Source organism: Actinocorallia herbida (genome assembly GCF_003751225.1).
In the GTDB taxonomy this organism is placed as follows: domain Bacteria; phylum Actinomycetota; class Actinomycetes; order Streptosporangiales; family Streptosporangiaceae; genus Actinocorallia; species Actinocorallia herbida.
In genome coordinates this window covers 4,258,168-4,275,111 of sequence record NZ_RJKE01000001.1, presented here as the reverse complement: position 1 = coordinate 4,275,111, position 16,944 = coordinate 4,258,168, and the positions used below count along the sequence as shown (strand labels likewise).

Below are 16,944 nucleotides of genomic sequence, written 5' to 3'. Positions count from 1 at the left end.
GCGCTTCAAGTAGCAGGCTATCCGACATGAGAATCCATCACCTCAACTGCGGGTCGGTGCGCCGGATCGAGGCAACCTACGACGGGCCGCCCGCCGCGCACGCCGTCAACCACTGCCTGCTGCTGGAAACGTCCGCCGGGCTCGTCCTGGTCGAGACCGGCCTCGGCCTCGGCGACGTCCGCGACCCCGACGGCACGCTGGGCGCCGACTGGGTGCGGATGAGCGAGCCGGTGCTGGCCGAGGAGGAGACCGCGGTCCGCCAGGTCGCCCGGCTCGGCTTCGATCCCTCGGACGTCGCGCACATCGTCCTCACCCACCTGGACATCGACCACTGCGGCGGTCTCCCGGACTTCCCCGACGCCACGGTCCACGTGCTGGCCCCCGAACTGGACGCGGCCCTCGCCCAGGCGCCGAGCTTCCGCTACCGGCCCGCGCACTGGGCCCACGGCCCCCGCTGGGCCGCCTACGCGCCGGACGGAGCCGAAACCTGGTACGGGTTGCCCGCGATCCGCCCGCGCCGCCTGCCGTCGGACATCCTGCTCGTCCCCCTCGGCGGCCACACCGCCGGACACACCGGCGTCGCCGTCCGGGGCGCGGACGGCTGGCTGCTGCACTGCGGCGACGCCTACTACTACCACCGCGAACTCCACCCCGATCCCGAGCCCCACCCCCTCCTCGACCTGGTCCAGGTCAGCTCCGAAATCGACCGCGACCTGCGCCTGGACACCCAGTCCCGGCTCCGCGCCCTGGTCCGCGATCACGGGGACGAAGTGACGCCTTTCTCCGCCCACGACCCCTGGGAGTTCGCGGCGGTGACGGACCAGCAGGCGGCGGTGTAGGCGACCTCGTCGCCTCGGACGAAGGGATCGAAGGCCGGGCGGACGGTCCGGGGTCCCGGTAGCAATCGCCGAAAATCCCACGGATATGGGTCTGACCTGCGCAGACGGACTTCCTTCAAGTTCACCGCATGGCCGTGCGTCATGAGAGTTCCCGCAGGTCAGCGGCAACATTGTTGGATTCACGGCCGTTGCTACCGGGACCCCGGGCTTCACCACCGGCGCGTACCCGAGGTTCAGCGCCTGCGCGGTGAGGCAGGCGGCGAGCGAGACGTCGAAGTCCGCGAGCCTGCTGTCCGCGCCCGCGGCCGACCCGAACGCCGCGGTGAAGGCCGACACCCGGCCCATCGTCTCCAGCAGCACTTCGGGCAGGTCGACGCGCGGCAGCATCCCGGCGACCCGCTTGCGCAGGTCCAGCAGCGACGGCGGCTCGGGCAGCGCTGACAGCGCGGCCACATGCAGCCGGCCCTGCTCGTCGACGGACGCGCCGACGCCGTCCTCCCCGAGGCGTGAGGCGACGTCGCGCAGCGCCTGGTGCAGCACGAGGGCGTGCTCGGCCAGGAACTGGCCCGCCTCTTCCGGCAGGCCCAGGTCGGTGAGCGCCGCCCCTTTGGCGGCCTGCCACTTCGCGCCGTCCAGGAGCTGGCCGCGCGGGTCCTTCCACCGGGCGGAGGCCTCCGGGTAGATGTCCCGGCGGCGCAGGTGCCGGTGGACTGGGTGAGCACGCACATCACGTAGGCGTTCTTGTCGACCGTCGAGCCGTCGGAGCGGGTCTTGAACACCAGCCGCTGCCACGACCCCGACACCAAGACCGGGTCGATGTCGGCCTGGGTGACCTTCTTCTTGCGGCCGTCCAGCAGCCGCGGCAGCTGCTTCATCGCCGCCAGCACCCGCTGCGCCTCCGCCGTGGCGCCGAACTCGATGACGGTGGTGAGGGTCTTCACGAACCCCGACACCGTCGAGATCCGCGCGGCGAGCAGCGCACGGACCTCTCCGTCGGGGTCGGCGCCGGGCGGCGGCACCATGTCGGTGACCGCCTCGACCGCCTCCCGCAGCTCCTTGCGCGAGACGATCTCGTCGATCGCCTCCCACACCTGCTCCAGCACCGTACGCTGCCGCGCCGAAAGCACCCCGTGCAGCGCCTCATGCAGCCGGTCGGTCGCCTCGTCCCGCACCCGCGCCAACCGCGCCAACCTCGAGACCCCGGGCAGCAGGACGTTCCGCTCCCGCAGCCACACAGTCCCCTCATGGAACAGGAGCTTCTTGCCGTTCCGGTCGTCCACGCCCGCGCGTCCACCCACGCGGTGAACTCAGCCTCCACCTCCCCGAACTCCCGCAGCCCATAAGCCTCCCGAATCCTGTCCTGATGCTCGAACGGCGTCGCCCGCCGCTCGGCGTACCGCTGGAACACCGAGACGTCCCCGATCCCCAGCTGCCCCGCCACATACGCCACGACCTCAGGCGGGACCTCCAGCGGATCGGTCAGGAACCGGCCCACGAACCGCACCGTGCACACCTGCAACGCCCACCCCAACCGGCTGGGCGCACCACGCCGCTCAGAGACCAGCGCCCGGTCCGCATCGTCCAGGAAGAAGAACCGCTCCAGCTCCGCCCGCGACGGAACCCCCGAGAACCGGTCATACGCAGCCGCCTCGACATCACTCAAGAACTCAACAGGCATCAGCCCAGAAAGTAGAGCGCACCCAAGCGCACGCCCGGCCCGAAGATCGAACTGTTACGAGCCCAGCCGCCCGAACACACCCGACCCGACACGAATGCCCAGCTCACAGGAGCACAAGAGCCTCGAAAGGATCTCCCTGCGAGCACAGCCCTTAGCGGGACTTTTCGTTCCGATGTTCGTCAAGCCCCGTATCAGGCGGGATGGGCCGGGGCGCCGGCATGGGAGGCGACGCCGACGATCCGGTCGCCGTCGTGGAGGCAGACGACGGCGTTTCGACGTACCGGATGGTCTGACGGTCCGCCATGTCCGACTCCCGGCCCCGGGTAACTCCGGCTCCGCCCACCCTGACCACGGCCCGCCGAAGCCTCCCTCGGGGCGGGGCCTGCACGTCGGGGTGCGCGGGGCGTTGCCGATGGGGCTCGGGCGTTGCAGGCTGGGAAGGGGGCGGGCTGAGGGGGGTCATGGGCGGGGACGCGGGGCCGGAAGGGGAGGGCGGGTCGCTGCGGGGGAACCGGGACTTCGTGCTGCTGTGGGGCGGGCAGCTGGTCTCGGAGCTGGGGGTGCGGGCCACGGGGGTCGCGCTCCCGTTGCTGGTGATGGCGATGACGGGGGCGCCGGCGTTGGCGGGGCTGGCCGGGTTCTGCGGGGCACTGCCGTATGTGCTGTTCTATCTGCCCGCCGGGGTGCTGGTGGATCGGTGGGACCGCAAGAAGGTGATGCTGGTCTGCGAGGCGGGCCGATGCCTTGCGCTGGGCGGTATTCCGGTGGCGGTGTGGGCGGGACGGCTGACGTTTCCGCATCTGATGGTCGCGTCCTTTGCCGCGGGCACGTTCTTCGTGTTCTTCAGCGTGGCCGACAAGAGCGTCGTTCCGGCGCTGGTGCCCGCCCGTCAACTGCCCGCGGCAGTGGCGCATCTGGAGGCCAGGTCGCGTGCGGCCGGGCTGGCCGGACCACCGCTCGGCGGCCTTCTCTACGGGATGGGGCAGGCGTTGCCGTTCGTCTACGACGCCCTTTCTTATGCCGTCTCCTTCACCGCGACCTTCCTCATCCGCACGGACCTGAGGGTCGAGCGGGCACAGCCTCCGGCCGGTCTGGGCCACGAACTCCTCGAGGGGCTCCGCTGGCTCGCGCGCGAACCGTTCATCCGGCTCTCCACCGCCCTCGTCGGCGCGATCAACCTCACGGTCGAGGCGCTGAAACTGACCCTCGTCGTCCTGGCCGTGAGGCACGCCGGATCGAGTGCGACGGCGGGCCTGATCCTGGGCTGCTACGGCGCGGGCGGGCTGGCCGGAGCGCTGGCGGCGCCCCGGCTGACCCGGCGCGCCTCGCCCGGGCGCGTCGCGATCGTCCTGACCTGGCTGTGGGCGGTCCTGCTGCTCCCGCTGGCCCTGGTCCCGCCGGTCCCCGTGCTGTGCGGGCTCGCGGCGGCGATCGCGTTCGGCGGGCCGCTGTGGAACGTCGTCATGGTCGGCCACCAGTACCGGCTGATCCCCGACGGGCTGCTGGCCCGGGTCAAGAGCGTCGTCCTGCTCGTCAGCTGGGGGACGATCCCGCTGGGCGCCCTCGCGGGCGGACTCCTGCTCGACCAGGCGGGCGCCCGGACGACCGGATTGTGCCTCGCCGCCTTCATGGCGGCGATCGCGGCCGCCGCCACGCTCAGCCCGACGATCCGGGCCGCCGCTCCCGCCCCCTGACGGGGCCCGCAGGGCCGGACAGGGTGCGGGTGCCGTGTGCGGTGCCGGGGCGGCGGCCGGCGGGGGTTTCCGGCGCGGGGGAGCGCGGCCGCCATTTCGAATCGTTCGGGCGCGGCCCCCATATCGGTGCACATGAGGCCGGGTCATTGATTCTCCGAAGCTTGAAGAAGTCTCATGGAAAATGTATTCAAGGTGTTGCAGCCAAGTTAATTCTTGCGTTTGGATGCGGGTCCGGACTGCCCTTATAGCCCACCGTGACAGTCTCGTCACGAAGTCGCCGTTGACATGGCTTTGCCGGATTTGTTTTGGTTGCACTCGTGACCGCATCCCCGGATGATCGTCATTTCGCACGGAAGGCATATCCGTGAATCCCGCTCTTCCGAAAGAACAGCAGGCCACCCGATCGACCGGCTGGACATTCATCGAACAGCCCAAAGACCCGGATTCTCCACAGCGGGTCTACCCGGCCGCGGACGACGCCGATCTCGAGGCCGTCGACATGCTCTGGAACGCGGTCTACGGCACCGAGTTCGGCTGGCTGCCGCCCGGTGGTGGACCGTGCCACAAGGACCGCTACGACGACCACTCGACGTATCTCATGGTCCGGGTCGGACACCAGGTCGTCGGCACCATGCGACTGGTCGCGGACTCGGCCGACGGCCTGCCCGTCGAGCAGTTCGTCAACATCGACGAGCTCCGGCCGCCGGGCCGCCGGCTCATCGAGTGCCAGCGGCTGATGATCCTTGAGGAACACCGGAACCAGCGCTACCCGAACCTGCCCTACGGCGTCCTCGGCGGGCTCGTCAAGGCGTGTGTGCACTGGTGCGTCCGCAAGGGGATCACGCATATTCTCGCCGATCTCTTCACCGAGACGCCGACCACTCCCATAGGCCCACTGAAAGCACTCGGATTCACCGAGACCGGTAAAGAATTCATCGACACCGAACTTCAGCAGGCGGGCACCAGCGTCGCGCTCCTCCTGGATGTCGGAGAACTGTTCTCCCGCCCTTTCCGGACGACCAATCCCTTCTATCGGTACCTGATGGAGTACGACGAAATCGTCGACGTCTACCACTGAATGGAGTGCATCGTGAGTCCTGTCGAGGAATTCGACGTCGTGGTCATCGGGGGCGGCCCCGGGGGTTCCATGGCCGCGACCCTGCTGTCCGACGCCGGAAAACGCGTCGTGCTCTTCGAGTCCGCGAAGTTCCCGCGCTACCACATCGGCGAGTCCCTGCTGTCGGGCACCGCGGACCTGATGAAGCGGATCGGCGTCCTGGAGACGCTGGAGAACGACGGCTACATCAAGAAGTACGGCGTCGAATGGGTGTGGGGGGAGCAGCGCGAGCCCTGGAAGGTCTACTTCAAGGACGCCCTGGCCATGCCGTACGACTACGGCTACCAGGTCGAGCGCTCCTCGTTCGACGAACTGCTGCTGAACAACGCCCGCGAGCACGGCGTCGACGCCCGTGAGGAGCACCGGGTCGCCGACTTCGCCATCGCCGACGACGGCACCGTCACCGTCGACTACGAGGCCACCGCCGAGGGCCGCCGGGGCCGGGTCACCGCACGCTGGATCGTCGACGCCTCCGGGCAGGGCGGGCTGGTGACCAAGCGGCTGCACGAGCAGCAGTGGGACACCTCCCTGCAGAACATGGCGATCTGGAGCTACTGGCGCGGCGCCGACCGGGGCGAGGGCCTGGACCGGGGCAACACCTTCCTGCCGACGTTCTCCGACGGCTGGTGGTGGTTCATCCCGCTGCGCGATGACATCACCAGCATCGGCGCGGTCGTCGACCGGCAGGCGTTCAACGAGAACAAGGGCATCGGCCTCGAGGCCTACTACAAGGAGTGCCTGGAGAAGACCCCGGAGATCGCCGCCCGGCTGGAGGGCGCCGAGCAGGTGGACACGGTCCGCGTCCAGCGCGACTGGTCCTACATCTACGACAAGTTCGCCGGGGACGGCTACATCGCCGTCGGCGACGCCGCCTGCTTCATCGACCCGCTGTTCTCCACCGGCGTGCACCTGGCGATGCTCAGCGGCTTCCTCGCCGCGGCCACGGTCAACACCGTGCTCGACAAGCCGGAGCTCGACCGCGCCCGGGTGCTGGAGTTCTACGAGAACGCCTACCGCAAGGAGTTCGCCCGGCTGCGCGCCCAGGTCTACTTCCTGTACAGCGGCCACGGCAGCAGCAAGGACTCCTACTTCTGGCACGCGCGCAGCCAGTTCGACGTGCCGGGGCTGGCGCCGGAGAAGGCGTTCATCTCGCTCATCGCCGGCGCCTTCACCCACCGGTCCTGGTATCGGCGCTACCTGGAGCGGCTCGACGTCCCCGAGGAGCTGCGCGGCACCATCGAGGGGATCTTCGAGGGCAAGTCCACCGGCGTCGGCGTCGATGTGGAGACCCCGCTGACGGCAGGGTCCGCGGTGATCGTGGACGACCTGGCGATCGACGGCGCCTACCTGCGCGAGGCCCGCTCGCTCAGCACCCCCGACGGGGCGGTCGTGCCCCTCTCGCCCGCGCTGGAGGCGCTGCTCGCGGGCGCCGACGGCCACCGCACCGGCACGCAGCTCATCGACCTGCTGGTCGAGAGCGGCGTCAGCACCCCCGACCAGGCGCAGGCCCTGGTGCACGAGGCGGTCAGCTACGGGTTCCTGACCACCGCCAGGGAGGCGCCCGATGGCGTTCGTTGAGCTGACGGACGGCGCCGACGCGCCCCCCGAGGTCCAGGCCGCGTTCAAGGCGGTCGAGGAGCAGTACGGTTTCGTCCCGAACATCCTGCGCGCCCTCGCGCACTGCCCCGACCTGCTCCAGACGTTCGTCCCGTTCTGGGGCCAGGTGTACGCCTCGCCGACGATCGGGCCGAGGCTGCGCGCGCTGGCCGCGCTCGGCACCGCCCAGACCCAGGAGTGCGCCTACTGCATGGCGCACATGACGGCCTCCGCCCGCCGGGCGGGGGTCGCCGAGAAGGAACTGAGCGCGATCGGCGACTCGCTGATCCGGGCGACCGTGTTCGAGGAGCGCGAGGCGCTCATCCTGGAGCTGGCCGAGACGCTGACGCGCGACCCGGACGGCACCACCCCTGAACTGCGCGAACGGCTGCGCGCGCGGTTCAGCGAGGCCGAGATCGTCAACATCGTCGTCGCGATCGGCATGTACAACCTGACCAGCCGATTCCTCAAGGCGCTCGACATCGAGGTCGAAGACCTCTTCGACGCCGCAGCGCGCGACGGGAGCGCCCCATGAGCAAGACGCCGATGGAAGAGATCATCGAGACCTACGGCGAGGACGTGTGGAACCTCATCCTCACCGTCTACGTCAACTTCCACTCCTCGGAGCTGGAGATCATCGACCTGTGCGCGCGCTGGATCCCGCGCCGCACCGACCTGCGGGAGAAGTCCTACCTGGTGCACCACGCCTCGGACGAGGTGACGCACGCCAGGCTGTTCCGGGAGGGCGTCGAGCGGCTGGGCATGCCGTGGGACGGCTTCGACCACGAGAAGTACCGGATCCAGGACATCGACGACCGCTTCCGCAAGCTGTTCGAGAGCGACGACGAGCTCGAGGTCCTCATCGGGCTCAACCTCTACGCCGAGGGCGTCCTGGCGATGGAGGAGCTGTACCAGCTGGGCCGCAACAAGCCCGAGTACTTCTACCAGTTCGACCGGATCGAACGGGAGGAGCGGCGGCACGTCGGGTTCGGGGTGACCGTCGCCCGGCGGCTGCTGGCCGAGAGCGAGGACAACCGGCGCCGCGCCACCGAGTACTGCAAGTGGTACCAGGACCACCTGGAAAGCTACCTGAACGGGGAACTCGCCGAGAAGATCGGCTGGGCCGCCGACGCGGGCTTCGTCAGCGACGACTACATCCCCCGCACCCGCGCCCGCTTCACCGAGACCATGTCCCAGCTCGGCATCCTGGAGGTGGCCTGACGATGGCCGGAGCCTACGACAGCGCCCTCGCCGAGGTCGCACCCGTCCTGAAGAACCTCGTGGTGGAGCACCCGTTCATCGACACGATCGTGAACGGCGAGCTCACCAGGCCCGTCTACGCGGCCTACCTGCGCGAGACCTACTTCCTCGTCGGGCAGACACCGTACTTCCTGTCCGCGGCCGCCGCGCACGCCAAGGAGGAGTGGCTCCAGGACTGGTTCCTGGACCTCGCGATCGACGAGCGGCACCACGACCGGCTGTGCGTGCGGGACCTGCGCCATCTCGACTACGACCCCGACGCCTACCTGTCCGGGCTGCCCGGACTCGGCGCCTGGACGATGATCGGCCAGAACCACTACCTGGCGCGGATGTCCGATCCGGCGGCGATCGTCGGGTTCGCGGCGGCGACCGAGGGGCTCGGCGCGTCGCTCGGCCCGCAGGCCGCGGCGGCGATGGGGCAGTACGAGTTCGCGCAGACGGCCAACTCGTTCCTGCGCGTGCACGCCGCGGAGGACCAGGAGCACATCGAGACCGTCAAGAAGGCGTTCGAGCAGTGCGCGCAGAGCCCTGAGCGCTACCGGCTCATGACGACGACCTGGGAATACACGCTGCGGGCCTACGCCCAGCTGTTCACCGACGCGCTCGAGGGCGCCACCAGGGGAGCGCCGTGACCGGAGCCTCCTGCCGGCTGCGGGAGATCGTGGGGGCGATGCCGGATAAACCCGGCAGCGCCCTCCACTTCCGCAGGGACGGCGCTCTCACCAGCGCCTCCTACCCGCAGTGCCACCGGGACGCCCTCGCCGTCGCCGCCCTGCTGCGCGCCCGCGGGGTGCGCGGCGGGGACCGCGTCGCCGTCCACGGCGACACCTCCTACGCCTGGGTGCTCGCCGACCTCGGCTGCCTGCTGGCCGGGGCCGTGTCGGTCGCCCTGTACCCCAGCGCACCGCCCGAACGGGCCACCGCGACCGCCGCCGAGAGCCGCTGCCGGATCGTCTTCACCGACCGCGCCGCCTACGTCGCGGAGTTCACCCGCGCCGGATTCGAGGTCATCTTCCTCGGCGGGGGCGGGCCGGAGGGCGTCCCCGCCGTCGACGGCGAGCTCAAGCCGGCCACCGAGCCGCTCTTCGCCGACGAGCCCGCACCCGACGGCCCGTTCACCATCGTGTCCACCAGCGGGACCCTGTCGGAGCCGAAGCTGTTCGCGGTGCACCCGGCGCCCCTGCTGTTCACCATGGACCGGTTCGCCGAGCTCTACGGCTTCGGCGGCGCCGACCGGCTCCTGCTCTACCTGCCGCTGTCGCACCTGCCCCAGCGGATGATGCTGTACTGGGGCCTCGGCGCGGGCATGGACTTCATCCTGTCCGATCCCGCGCACTTCGCCGCCGACACCGCGGCGCTCTCCCCGACCCTGCACGTCGGGGTGCCGCGCTCACTCCAGCACCTGCACTGGCGCGCCCGCGAGGCCGCCAAACGCGACGGTGGGGACACCGACGCGCACCTGCGTGCGGTGTTCGGCCCGGCGATCCGCGCGGTGTTCGTCGGCAGCGCCGCCACCGACCCGGCGGTGCTGGGCGAACTGCTGGCGGCCGGCGTGCCGGTGTTCGAGGTCTACGGCACCACCGAACTCGGCATGGTCGGTCTCAACACCCCCGGCGGGACCCGGGTCGGCACCGTCGGGCGGCCCATCCCGTGGGGCGCGGTCCGGCTCGCCCCCGGCACCGACGAGATCCTGGTGCGGACCCCGACCCCGTTCCTGCACGGCAGGCTCGTGGACGGCGAGATCGTCCCGGCCGAGGACCGGGAGGAGTGGGCGGCCACCGGAGACGTCGGAAGCCTGGACGCCGACGGGTTCCTGACCGTCCGCGGCAGGCTCCGCGACTTCCTGGCCCTCAGCAGCGGCGAGAAGGTCTTCGTCCGGCCCATCGAGGAGGCCGCCGTACGCGCCACCGGCGCCGCCGAGTGCGTCCTGACCAAGCTCGACGACGCCCCGCTGGGCGCGCTGCTGTTCTTCGACCCCGCGGCGCCCGGCGACCCCGAGGCCTGCCGGGAGCGGCTCGCCGAGCTGAACACGGCGATGCACCCGTGGGAGCGGGTCCGCCGCTTCGCCGTGGTGGACCGGCTGCCGTCGATCGCCGAGGGCACCGTCACCGAGACCATGAAGATCCGCCGGCACAAGATCGACGAGCGGTACGGGCGCACCGCGCACTGGCGTCCCGTGCGGACCGGCTGAAGGACGGAGAAGAGCCCGTGATCACAGACACCGTCGAACTCAAAGAAGGCGCGATCCGCTACCGGGCGCGCGGCGAGGGCCCCCCGCTGGTGCTGCTGACCACCCTGGGCGGCACCTGGATGCGGCAGACCGCCGTGCTGAGCAAGCAGTACACCGTCATCACCTATGACATGCGCGGGTTCGGCGACTCCCCGTCGACCACCGGGTTCCCCACGAACGCCGAGCACGCCGACGACCTCGCCGAGCTGCTCACCGCGCTCGGGCACGACAAGGCGGCGGTCGCCGGGCTGTCCCACGGCGGCCTCGTCGCCCAGCACTTCGCGGCCCGTCATCCCGAGCGGCTGTCGGCGCTGGCGCTGGTCGCCACGTTCGCCAAGGCCCGCGAGTCCACCGAGCTGTTCCTGCGGATGCTGTACGGCTTCCTGGAGCGCGACGACCTGGCGAACTTCTGGGAGGTGCTGAAGAGCTTCCTGTTCTCCGCCGCCAACTACGAGGTGCTCGACCGCAGGCAGGGCGCGCTCAAGCAGGCGATGTTCGACCAGTACACCACCGCCGCGCTGCGCAGCATCTACGGGCAGGCCCGCACGCACGACAGCACCACCTGGCTCACCGAGCCGCCCTGCCCGACGCTGGTCGTCGGCGGGATCCAGGACATGCTCTTCCCCGTCGTGGCCACCGAGGAGCTCGCCGGCCTCGTGCCGGGCGCGCGCACCGTCCTGCTTCCCTCCGCGCACATCCCGCCGGTCGAGTCGCCCCGCCTGTTCAACGACGCGCTCCTGGACTTCCTGAAGGAGGCGCGATGAGCACGGCCGCGCCCGACCGGGCCCGCGGCCGCCTCCTGCGGCTGCGCGACGCCGACGTGCACGTCCGCGAGGAGGGCCCGGCCGACGGGCCGCCGCTGGTGCTGCTGCACGGCTTCCTCACCTCCGCGCACACCTGGCGGAACGTGAGCCCCGCGCTCGCCCGCGACCACCGGGTGATCCTCGTGGACCTGCCCGGCAGCGGCGAGTCCCCGGCCCCGCGCGGCCGCGCCTGGTCCGCCGACCGGTCCGCGGACCTGCTGGCCGACCTCCTCGACGCGCTGGACCTGCCCGAAGCCGTCCTCGTCGGCAGCCAGATGGGCGGCTCGCTCGCCGCCTGGTTCGCCGCGCGCAGGCCGGAACGGGTGTCCCGGCTCGTCGTCATGGCCGCGGGGGTGCTCGGGGAGACCGCGGCCAACCTCACCCTCTACCGGCTGCTCGCCACGCCCGTCGCCGGGCGGCTCCTTGCGCGGGTCTTCCCGCGCGGCCCGTTCGAGGAGCGCTGGCGGGCCGCGCACGGCCCCGGCCACCAGCACGACCCCGAGGCGCTCGCCTACTACCACGCCCACCTGCGGCGGCGCGGCCACTCGATGGCGGTCTTCGGGCTCGGCATGCGGATGAGCTACGGACCCGGCTTCGACGCCCTCGCCGAACCGCTCCGCGGCCTGCCCGTGCCGACCCTGCTCGTCTTCGGCGAGGCCGACCCGCTCGTCCCGGTCACGACCGGCCGCCGCTTCGCGACCCTCCTGCCGCACTCCCGGCTGCTCGTCCTGCCCGGCTGCGGCGACTTCCCCCAGGAGGAACGCCCCGCCGAAGTCACCGACGCCGTCCTGAGGTTCCTCGCCGAGGACACCGGAACCCGCCCGGACGACGGCACATGACCGCGCGGCACGCGGACCGGACCAGCGCACCGGCCACCGGCCTGGCCTCGGTCCGGCACGGCCTCGACACCCGCGGCTACGCGCATCTGACCGGCCTGCCCGACGGCTTCGACCACCTGGACCTGCTGCGCGGACTCGGCCGGGTGCTCCCGCAGTACGACGGCCGCCCGGTGTGGGACCTCGTCCCCGAACCGGACATGGACGACGTCTACCACTCGCGCAACACCCGGGCGCTCGTCCCGCACACCGAGGGCTATGAACTGCCGGGAAGGCCGCCCCGCTACGTCGCGCTGTGGTGTGTCCGCCCGGCCGAGGGGCCGGGCGGCGAGACCACCCTCGCCGACGGCCGAGCGCTGCTGGCCAGGTTCAGCGCGGCCGACCGGGGCCGGATGCGGCGGACCCGCTATGTCTGGCGGTCCAGCGAGGGCCTGGCCCGGCGCGGGGTGGCGCTGCGCGCGGGCCACCCGATCCTCGCCGAGCACGACGGCAGGGCGATCCTGCGGTACTCGCAGAACAACGTCCGCCCGGCGCCGGACGCCTCCCCGTCCGGCGCGGACGGGGAGCTCCTCGGGCGCTACCTGCGCGAAGGCGCCGCGCTGTTCGCCGCCGCGCACACCCCGGTCGCGCTGGCCCGCGGTGACCTCCTGGTCTGGGACAACTGGCGGATGCTGCACTCCAGGAACGCGTTCCTGGACCGGCGCCGCCACCTCAAACGGGTGCTGCTGGGCACATGACGTCCTACGCGCTCTCCATCGGCGTCATCGGCGGGCTCGGCCCGCTGGCGGGCGCGACCTTCTACCGGCACCTCGTCGAGGCGGCGGGCGCCGTCGACGACGCGGGCCATCCCGAGACCGTTCTCATCGCCGACCCCGCCGTTCCGAGCAGGCTCGACCACCTGCTCGGCCGGGGCCCGTCCCCGCTGCCCCGGCTCAGCACCGTCGCCCGCCGCCTGGAGGGCCTGGGCTGCGGGGTCCTCGCCCTCACCTCCATCACCACCCACGCCTACTACGACGAGTTGCGCGCCGCGGTGGGCGTCCCGCTCGTGGACGCCCGCACCGCGGTCGCGGCGGCACTGGCGCGCGCCGGGGTGCGGCGGCCCGCGCTCGCGGGCACCGGTCCCGCCCGGCGCCTCGCGCTGCTGGACGGTCCGCTGCGCGCCGCGGGCCTCGACCCGCGCCACCCCGACGACCCCGCCCAGCACGAACTCGACGCCCTGGTCCGCGAGGTCAAGGCCGAGGGAGTGACGCCCGGCGCGGCCCGCCGCCTCACCCGCGTCCTCGCCGAACCCTGGCAGGCCGACGCCGACGCCCTGGTCATCGCCTGCACCGACCTGTCGCCCCTCGCGGAGGCCGCGCGCACCGGCGGGCACGACGTGTCCCGGATCCTGGCCCGCGCCGTCCTGGACCGGGCGCGGCACGCAGCCCCGGCCGAAGGGGCGGCACCGCCGTGAACGGACTCGACCTCCTGGCCGGCCTCGGGTTCGGCGACGCGTCCACCCGCGCGGACTGGGCCGCCCTCACCACCCGGTCGCGCGGCCTCGCCTGGCGCCACCTCGGCAGGTCCGACCTGCCGCTCGGCGCCGCGGTCGAGACGCTGCGCGCCGCACCCGGCAGCCCGCCGCGCACCGGCCACGCCGCCGACTGGGGCGACATCTGGAGCGGCCGCAGCACCATGCTGGACTACAACGCGGTCGTCTGCCGCGACCTCCGCGCCGGCCGCCCCCTCCTGTACGACTTCACCCAGACCGAGACCGCCGCGCTCGACGGCGGCGACACCCTCTTCCTTCCCGGCTCCCTGGTCCGCGGCGGGATCCGCGAGACGCTGCCGCTACTGCGCTGGAAAGGCGGCGGGTTCGTCCCGCACGACCGGGCCGAGCCCCTGTTCCTGCCGCTGGTGAAGACCCGGTGGAACGGGACCGAGCTCCCGCTGCTGCACCTGCACCGCACCCGCGAGCGGGCGCCCGTGCCCATCGAGTACCACTCCGACCTGTGGGCGCGGCACCGACACCGCGTCACGCGGATCCTCACCACCCTCGTGGAGCGGGCGCCCGACGACCGCGCGCTCGCCCAGGTGTTCTCGCGGGCCGCCCGGCGCGACGGCCGGGTGGTGCGGGCCCCGCTCGTCCGGGACGGGCGGGGCTTCCGCATGGGCGACACCTGGTACGGGTCCGCCGCCGACGTCGCGCGGACCGCCCTGCTCGCCGTGGACGCGGCGACCGCGACCGACGACTTCGACGCGGTCATGCGCGCGCTGCCCGAAGCCGTCCCGCTGGCGGGCGTGGACGTCGTGGCGCTCACCTACGCCGTCCTGGGCGCGCACCGGCCCGAAGGCCGCCCGGCAGGGGACGGCCGGCCGGACGTGCACGTCCAGTGGGGCGCGCTGGCCATGGCCGGGCACCCGCCCGGATCGAAGGGCTACTTCGCCCGGCACGCCCCCAAAGCCGCCTGGATGTACGACGCGCTGGTGGAGTCCCTGCCCTGGGTGTCACCCGTCATGTTCGTCATCGCGCCCGTCGCCCCGTTCCTGCTGTGGGCGCCGGACCGGGACGGCGCCGACCTCGCCGCCCTGGAGGACCTCCTGGCCCGGGTGCGCGGACGCGCCGCCGCCGTGTCCGCACCGGCCCGCCTCGCACCCGAGGTCCGCCGCACCGTCGCCGCGTGGACCGCGGACCGGCCGCTGTCCACAGCCCTGCGCGACCGCCTCGCGTGGCGCAGCCGCCTCAGCGCCGCGCCCCTGCCCGAGGCCAAGCTCCGTGAACCCGCGGGCCTCGCCGCGCTGAGCGTCGCCCAGGCCTGCCTGACGGTCGACTCGCTGATCAATGCCGCAGCCGCGGCCGGAAAGGAGAACCGATGAGCAAGTCAGTCGACGCCGCCCCCGCGGCGCTCGACCGCGTCCTGGTGACCTCCCGCGACTTCGCGGAGTACCGGGCGATGTTCGCCCTCGACGACACCACACTGGACACGGCACGGATCCTCGACTGCCCGGGCGGGGCGGGAGACTTCGGATTCCGGGTCAGAGAACGCGGAGGCCGGGCCGTGTCCGTCGACCCGATCTACGCGCTCGAGCCCGCGGCGCTGACCCTGCGCGTCCAGGAGGAGCTCGACCGGGGCGTGCGCCGTGCCCACGCAGTCCCGCACCTGTACGACTTCTCCTGGACGGGCGGGCTCGCGCAATACGTGCGGCGCAGGGAACGGGCCGCCCAGAGGTTCCTCGTCGACTACGCCCTCGACCGGGAGAACTACCTCGACGCGGCCCTCCCGGACCTGCCGTTCCCCGACGGTGCCTTCGACCTCGCCCTGGTGCCGAACCTGCTGTTCGTCTACGCCGGCCTGTTCGACCCCGCATGGCACCGGCGCGCGGTCGCCGAACTCGTCAGGGTGGCGCGCGAGGTCCGGATCCACCCCGTGACCGACGCCGACGGCCGCCCGTACCCGCACCTGCCCGCGCTGCGCGCCGACCTGGCGGCCGCGGGGATCGGGACCTCCCTCGTCGAGGCCGACTACCGGCTGCATCCGGGCACGCAGCGCACCCTGGTGTGCCGGGCCGCCGGGCGGTGGCGCCGATGAGCGCGGTCCCGCCGATGAGCAGCCACACCCTGCTGCTGTTCCTCCTCCAGACCGGCCTGCTGCTGGCCGTCGCCGTCGGGCTCGGCAGGCTCGCGGTCCGGCTCGGCTGGCCCGCCGTCGCCGGGGAGCTGCTGGCGGGCGTGCTGCTCGGCCCCTCGATCCTCGGGCAGACCGCGCCCGGGGCGATGGAATGGCTGTTCCCCCGTGACCCCGCGCAGTTCCACCTGCTCGACGCCGTCGGGCAGATCGGCGTCCTGCTGCTGGTCGGGATCACCGGCGCGCAGATGGACCTCGGGCTCGTCCGCCGCAGGGGCCGCACCGCCGCCTACGTCAGCGGCGCGAGCCTGGTCATCCCGCTCGCCCTCGGGATCGCCGTCGGACTCGCCCTGCCCGTCGCGTTCCACGGCCCGGCGGCCGACCGGACGGCGTTCGCGCTGTTCCTCGGCGTCGCCCTGTGCGTCAGCGCCATCCCGGTGATCGCCAAGACGCTCACCGACATGAACCTCCTGCACCGCAACACCGGCCAGCTCACCCTCGCCGCCGCCATGGTCGACGACATCGCCGGCTGGCTGCTGCTCTCGGTCGTCTCGGCCATGGCGGCGTCCGGGGCGGGCGTCGGCCGGACCGCGCTGTCTGCGGCCTGCGTCGTGGTCGTGGGGCTCGTCGCGTGGCTGGTGGTCAGGCCCGTCGCCCGCACCGTGCTGGCCAGGGCCGATGTGGCGGGGGAGCCGCCCGTCGCGACCGGCGTCGTCGTCCTGCTGATGCTGCTGGCGGCCGCGGGCACCCACGCGCTCGGCCTCGAGGCGGTCTTCGGCGTGTTCGTGTGCGGGATGGCGATCCGCGCGAGCGGCGCGGCACGACCCGCCCTGCTCGCGCCGCTGCGCACGGTGGTCCTGGGCGTCCTCGCGCCGGTGTTCTTCGCCACGGCGGGACTGCGCATCGACCTGTCGGCGCTCGCCTCGCCCGCCGCCCTCGGCTGGGCCCTGCTCGTGCTGCTCCTGGCGATCGTCGGCAAGTTCGTCGGCGCCTACCTCGGCGCGCTCCTGGCCGGGCTCAACCGGTGGGAGGCGATCGCGCTCGGCGCCGGACTCAACGCCCGCGGCGTCATCGAGATCGTCATCGCCACCGTGGGGCTGCGCATCGGCGTCCTGTCGTCCCGCATGTACACGATCATCGTGCTGGTCGCGGTGGTGACGTCGCTGATGGCCCCGCCCGTCCTGCGGTGGACCATGCGCCGGGTGGAGCAGACGGCCGAGGAGGAGATGCGGGCCCGCGAGTTCGGCCTGAGCCGGGAACCCGCGCCGTGAGCACGCGGGACCCGG

The 16,944-nt window shown here is 72.3% G+C and carries 16 protein-coding genes and 1 pseudogene; 15 read left to right on the top strand and 2 right to left on the bottom strand.

Annotated features, from left to right (window positions below):
* Positions 1-26: 26 nt before the first annotated feature.
* Positions 27-839 (top strand): MBL fold metallo-hydrolase, encoded by an 813-nt coding sequence (locus EDD29_RS19755; RefSeq protein WP_123665833.1) that lies wholly within the window; start codon positions 27-29, stop codon positions 837-839.
* 233 nt (positions 840-1,072) lie between these two features.
* Here the strand turns inward: EDD29_RS19755 and EDD29_RS46980 are convergent, their stop codons facing one another.
* Together EDD29_RS46980 and EDD29_RS48135 are read right to left on the bottom strand one after the other, a co-directional pair.
* Positions 1,073-2,119: a hypothetical protein gene (locus EDD29_RS46980; RefSeq protein WP_246052863.1), complete on the bottom strand. Its 1,047-nt coding sequence runs from the start codon at positions 2,117-2,119 to the stop codon at positions 1,073-1,075.
* A gap of 50 nt (positions 2,120-2,169) precedes the next feature.
* Positions 2,170-2,517, bottom strand: a pseudogene (locus EDD29_RS48135) (DUF4158 domain-containing protein); the annotation flags it as partial.
* Between the two features lie 461 nt (positions 2,518-2,978).
* Between EDD29_RS48135 and EDD29_RS19740 the strand changes: the two are divergent.
* From EDD29_RS19740 to EDD29_RS19675, 14 genes are all read left to right on the top strand, one after another.
* Positions 2,979-4,211 (top strand): MFS transporter, encoded by a 1,233-nt coding sequence (locus EDD29_RS19740; RefSeq protein ID WP_170201472.1) that lies wholly within the window; start codon positions 2,979-2,981, stop codon positions 4,209-4,211.
* Between the two features lie 364 nt (positions 4,212-4,575).
* The gene (locus EDD29_RS19735; protein ID WP_123665829.1) at positions 4,576-5,289 is read left to right on the top strand and encodes an N-acyl amino acid synthase FeeM domain-containing protein; all 714 of its coding nucleotides are present in this window, start codon (positions 4,576-4,578) and stop codon (positions 5,287-5,289) included.
* Between the two features lie 12 nt (positions 5,290-5,301).
* On the top strand, positions 5,302-6,906 hold the full coding sequence (locus EDD29_RS19730) for a tryptophan 7-halogenase (RefSeq protein WP_170201471.1): 1,605 nt from the start codon (positions 5,302-5,304) through the stop codon (positions 6,904-6,906).
* Entirely contained in the window at positions 6,893-7,459 is a 567-nt protein-coding gene (locus EDD29_RS19725) for a carboxymuconolactone decarboxylase family protein (RefSeq protein ID WP_123665827.1), read from the top strand. Before EDD29_RS19730 ends, EDD29_RS19725 begins: the two co-directional genes overlap by 14 nt.
* Positions 7,456-8,145 (top strand): ferritin family protein, encoded by a 690-nt coding sequence (locus EDD29_RS19720; RefSeq protein ID WP_123665826.1) that lies wholly within the window; start codon positions 7,456-7,458, stop codon positions 8,143-8,145. Before EDD29_RS19725 ends, EDD29_RS19720 begins: the two co-directional genes overlap by 4 nt.
* Before the next feature lie 2 nt (positions 8,146-8,147).
* Positions 8,148-8,816: an iron-containing redox enzyme family protein gene (locus tag EDD29_RS19715; protein WP_123665825.1), complete on the top strand. Its 669-nt coding sequence runs from the start codon at positions 8,148-8,150 to the stop codon at positions 8,814-8,816.
* A complete protein-coding gene (locus EDD29_RS19710; protein ID WP_123665824.1) occupies positions 8,813-10,375 on the top strand; it encodes an AMP-binding protein in 1,563 nt (520 codons plus the stop codon). The genes EDD29_RS19715 and EDD29_RS19710 overlap by 4 nt, the downstream gene beginning before the upstream one ends.
* A 17-nt stretch (positions 10,376-10,392) precedes the next feature.
* A complete protein-coding gene (locus tag EDD29_RS19705) occupies positions 10,393-11,178 on the top strand; it encodes an alpha/beta fold hydrolase (protein ID WP_123665823.1) in 786 nt (261 codons plus the stop codon).
* Positions 11,175-12,056, top strand: a complete 882-nt coding sequence (locus EDD29_RS19700; protein WP_123665822.1) for an alpha/beta fold hydrolase — start codon at positions 11,175-11,177, stop codon at positions 12,054-12,056. Before EDD29_RS19705 ends, EDD29_RS19700 begins: the two co-directional genes overlap by 4 nt.
* Positions 12,053-12,790, top strand: a complete 738-nt coding sequence (locus EDD29_RS19695; protein ID WP_123665821.1) for a TauD/TfdA family dioxygenase — start codon at positions 12,053-12,055, stop codon at positions 12,788-12,790. Before EDD29_RS19700 ends, EDD29_RS19695 begins: the two co-directional genes overlap by 4 nt.
* Positions 12,787-13,506 carry an aspartate/glutamate racemase family protein gene (locus tag EDD29_RS19690; protein WP_123665820.1) on the top strand — a complete coding sequence of 240 codons (720 nt, stop codon included), beginning with the start codon at positions 12,787-12,789 and terminating at the stop codon, positions 13,504-13,506. The genes EDD29_RS19695 and EDD29_RS19690 overlap by 4 nt, the downstream gene beginning before the upstream one ends.
* Entirely contained in the window at positions 13,503-14,909 is a 1,407-nt protein-coding gene (locus EDD29_RS19685) for a DUF6025 family protein (RefSeq protein WP_123665819.1), read from the top strand. The genes EDD29_RS19690 and EDD29_RS19685 overlap by 4 nt, the downstream gene beginning before the upstream one ends.
* Complete coding sequence (locus tag EDD29_RS19680; RefSeq protein WP_123665818.1) at positions 14,906-15,622, top strand: hypothetical protein; 717 nt, start codon at positions 14,906-14,908, stop codon at positions 15,620-15,622. The genes EDD29_RS19685 and EDD29_RS19680 overlap by 4 nt, the downstream gene beginning before the upstream one ends.
* Positions 15,619-16,929 (top strand): cation:proton antiporter, encoded by a 1,311-nt coding sequence (locus EDD29_RS19675; RefSeq protein WP_123670575.1) that lies wholly within the window; start codon positions 15,619-15,621, stop codon positions 16,927-16,929. The genes EDD29_RS19680 and EDD29_RS19675 overlap by 4 nt, the downstream gene beginning before the upstream one ends.
* Positions 16,930-16,944 lie beyond the last annotated feature (15 nt).